Below are 3,625 nucleotides of genomic sequence, written 5' to 3'. Positions count from 1 at the left end.
CTTATTCTCGGTGAAGGCAGAGGATTTGAAATAGCCCAGGGTCGTTTGGGTCCGGGAAGAATACACCATTGCATGCGCTTAATTGGGATGGCACAACGTTCTCTTGAGTTAATGTCCCAAAGGGCCTCTGAACGTAGTCCTTTTGGCAGAACTTTAGATACTTATAGCAGTATTCGTCAGGAAATTGCACATTCTCGTTGTGAAATAGAGCAAACACGTTTGCTGGTTCTTTCAGCAGCAGATAAAATGGACAAAGTTGGAAATAAGGAGGCAAAAGACCTGATCGCCATGATTAAGATAATAGCGCCAAATATGGCCTTAAAGGTGATTGATAGGGCCATTCAGATAATGGGGGGCAAGGGCGTTTGTGGAGATACCCCATTAGCACACTTTTATGCCTCTGCCAGAACCTTGAGGCTGGCTGATGGTCCGGATGAGGTTCATTTAAGTCAATTGGGGAAAAACACAATAAAAAAATACGCACAAATCTGAAAATGCCGGAAAGGGAACTAACGAAAACTGTTCGAAAAGGAGAAGAGCTTCATGTGCGGAACTTGAAAAAGTTCCTGTTGCATTATGATTTGATCAATGATGAAAAAAGTGAATTGATCATCAGGCAGTTTTATAATGGATATTCCAATCTTACTTATCTGTTAAAAATAGAGGACAAGGAATATGTACTTCGTCGTCCGCCCTTTGCGGCACCTAAACGGGGTCATAATATGGGCAGGGAATTTAAGGTGCTAAACAATCTTCATAAAGTATTCGACAAAACCCCGGAACCTTATGCGTTTTCAGAAGATGTGGAGATATTAGGAGCCCCGTTTTATATAATGAATAAAGTAGACGGAATAATTTTAACCGCCAATGAGGCCAGAGATCGTGAGGTTACTCCTAATGAATTTAAAACCATAGCGGATACATGGTTGGATACCTATGTGGAACTGCATGATGTAGACTATAAGGCTGCCGGACTTGAATCATTGGGAAATCCGGAAGGCTACGTTGAGCGACAAGTTAAAAACTGGGGCAGGCAGTACCTTGCTGCGGCAACAGAAGAAATTCCCTCCGCCAATAAGGTCATGTCATGGATGGAAAAGAATCAACCTAAAAACTATCATTACAGCCTTATCCATAATGACTATAAGTACGATAACGTCGTGTTTGTTGATGATCAATGGAAAAAAATCGCCGCCATACTCGATTGGGAAATGTGTACTTTAGGTGATCCTTTGATGGATTTGGGCACTTCTCTTGGGTATTGGACCACAGCTTCAGATGCTGATTTTTTAAAACAGGGGCTTCCATCTCCAACAACCATGGCAGGCAATCCTACGCGAACAGAAATCGTGCAGCAATATGCACTCAAAAGTGGCATGGAGATAAATAATCTTACCTTTTATTTTGCATATGGACTTTTTAAAATTGCGGTAATTGCCCAACAGATATATTATAGATTTAAGCATGGACATACAACAGACCCTCGTTTTGCGAACCTGAATAAAGTTTCTGCCTTATGTTGTAATACAGCATGGAACGCCATTCAGAAGGATAGTATTGACTGACAACATTTGTCATTTAAAATTAATAAGTATGCCATAAAAGATCACGGGCGTTTGATTAAATAAAAGCGATATGCAATTGGAAAATAAAGTTGTGATCATTACAGGGGCAGGAAGTGGAATAGGAGCCGCATCCGCTGCTTTGTTGGCTAAACACAAGGCATTGGTCATCGTATCTGATGTTAATTCTGAAAAGGCCCAAAATGTTGCTGATCAAATTAAAATATCTGGAGGCGAAGCATTTGCATTCAAGGCAGATGTATCTAAGTTTGAAGAAGTAGAATTATTAATAAGCCAAACAATTAAGGATCATGGTAAGTTAGACGTCATGATAAATAGTGCAGGTATAGGTGGTGAAAATCAAAGAAAGACAGCGGAACATACACTTGAAGATTGGGATAATGTTATTGCTGTGAATCAGACGGGTGTATTTTATTGCATGAAAGTGGCTTTGCAGCAAATGATGAAGCAAGGCCATGGAAATATTATAAATATCGCTTCCCTTGCTGGCTTAAAACCCTCAGGATACAACCTTTCCTATAGTGCCAGTAAATTTGCGGTTGTAGGTATGACCAAATCGGCGGCGCTGGAATATGGGCGTGGGAATATTAGAATAAATGCAGTATGTCCGGGATACACCAATTCCGCACTTTTAGACAAATTACTTGCAAGCAGGCCTGATATGGGAGAAACGCTTAAAAAACTCATTCCTATGGACAGATTTGGCGAGGCCGATGAAATTGCTGAAGCTGTAGCATGGCTCGCGTCAGATAATTCGAAATATATTACTGGTCAAACCATAACACTGGACGGTGGAACATCTTTATTATAAAACAATTTAAAAAACCAATGCTGAACAAAATAAAAATTTTACCCGGATGAATACATTAAATATTATTAAGAAAGAGGGTTATACCATTGTTCAGATGAACCGTGGTAAGGTAAATGCCATTAATTATGATATGGTTCAGGAGCTTAGGCAAGTGTTCCGGGATATTGAAAATGACAATGCAGTGAAAGGAGCAATACTTACAGGGCAGCCACATTATTTCTCGGCAGGATTGGATTTAATAGAATTATTTCATTATGACAAAAAGCAGATCCATGATTTTTTTAATGTTTTTGGCGCGCTTTTCATAGAACTAATGCAGATCACCAAACCTGTTATATCGGCAATTACCGGTCATTCCCCGGCGGGGGGCTGCGTTCTTGCAGTGGCAACTGATAACCGATTTATGGCAGATGGAGAACAATATATTATTGGACTGAATGAGGTTGCTGTAAATATTCAAATTTCTCAGAACCTTGTAGAAACGTATGCTTTTTGGATAGGTCAGGGTTTGGCTAGCAGATATATTATGGAAGGGAAGCTGCTTAATGGAAAAGAAGCCTTGTCTTCCGGATTAGTGGACGAATTGGTTCCTTTAGAGCAGGTATTGCCAAAAGCCGAAGCCAGGATGCAGCAGTATTTACAAGCAGATCAGGAAATACTTCTTAACACAAAAAATAAACTTCGCAAAAATTTACTCAGCAAACTTGATTTGAATGCCGAAAATTCGCTGAAAGAAGCTGCAACCCTATGGTGGAAACCTGAAATTCGAACCAAAATGGAAGCATACGTAAAGAGTTTCTCAAATAAAAAGAAAGGATAAAACAGAAATGAAAAATATGAATAAACAATTGAAATTTGTAAAGAGACCGATAGGAGAGGCAGATGCTTCAACCTGGTCATTAGAGACTAATCCTATTCCTGAATTGGGGGAAGGAGAAATTCTGGTGAAACAACATTATGTTTCCCTAGACCCGGCTATGCGGGGTTGGATGAATGATTCCAAATCTTATATAGAGCCAATGGCTATTGGTTCGGTTATGCGCGCGGGCGCTGTTGGTGAGGTCGTGGCAGTTAATAAAAATCCAAACTTTAAAGTAGGGGATTATGTAGCCGGATTTGGGGGTGTACAACAATATGCAATTTCAGATGGTAAGGATTTACGTATTATCGACCCTAAACTAGCGCCTCTTCCAACTTATTTAAGCACTCTTGGCATGACAGGGATGACAGC

The 3,625-nt window shown here is 40.1% G+C and carries 4 protein-coding genes and 1 pseudogene; all 5 read left to right on the top strand.

Annotated features, from left to right (window positions below):
- Positions 1 to 492, top strand: a 492-nt coding sequence (locus tag WBN20_RS13770) for an acyl-CoA dehydrogenase family protein (RefSeq protein WP_424282104.1), incomplete at its 5' end; no start/stop codon positions are given.
- A gap of 2 nt (positions 493 to 494) precedes the next feature.
- Positions 495 to 1,565 carry a phosphotransferase family protein gene (locus tag WBN20_RS13765; protein ID WP_424282103.1) on the top strand — a complete coding sequence of 357 codons (1,071 nt, stop codon included), beginning with the start codon at positions 495 to 497 and terminating at the stop codon, positions 1,563 to 1,565.
- Positions 1,566 to 1,635: 70 nt separating this feature from the next.
- A complete protein-coding gene (locus WBN20_RS13760) occupies positions 1,636 to 2,394 on the top strand; it encodes an SDR family NAD(P)-dependent oxidoreductase (RefSeq protein ID WP_424282102.1) in 759 nt (252 codons plus the stop codon).
- Between the two features lie 46 nt (positions 2,395 to 2,440).
- Complete coding sequence (locus tag WBN20_RS13755; RefSeq protein ID WP_424282101.1) at positions 2,441 to 3,214, top strand: enoyl-CoA hydratase/isomerase family protein; 774 nt, start codon at positions 2,441 to 2,443, stop codon at positions 3,212 to 3,214.
- A 16-nt stretch (positions 3,215 to 3,230) separates the two neighbouring features.
- Positions 3,231 to 3,625: pseudogene (locus WBN20_RS13750) on the top strand (NADP-dependent oxidoreductase); the annotation flags it as partial.

Source organism: Eudoraea sp., assembly GCF_049665975.1.
GTDB lineage: Bacteria > Bacteroidota > Bacteroidia > Flavobacteriales > Flavobacteriaceae > Eudoraea.
The sequence above is the reverse complement of the archived record's forward strand: the minus strand, read 5'-3'. Positions and strand labels throughout refer to the sequence as shown.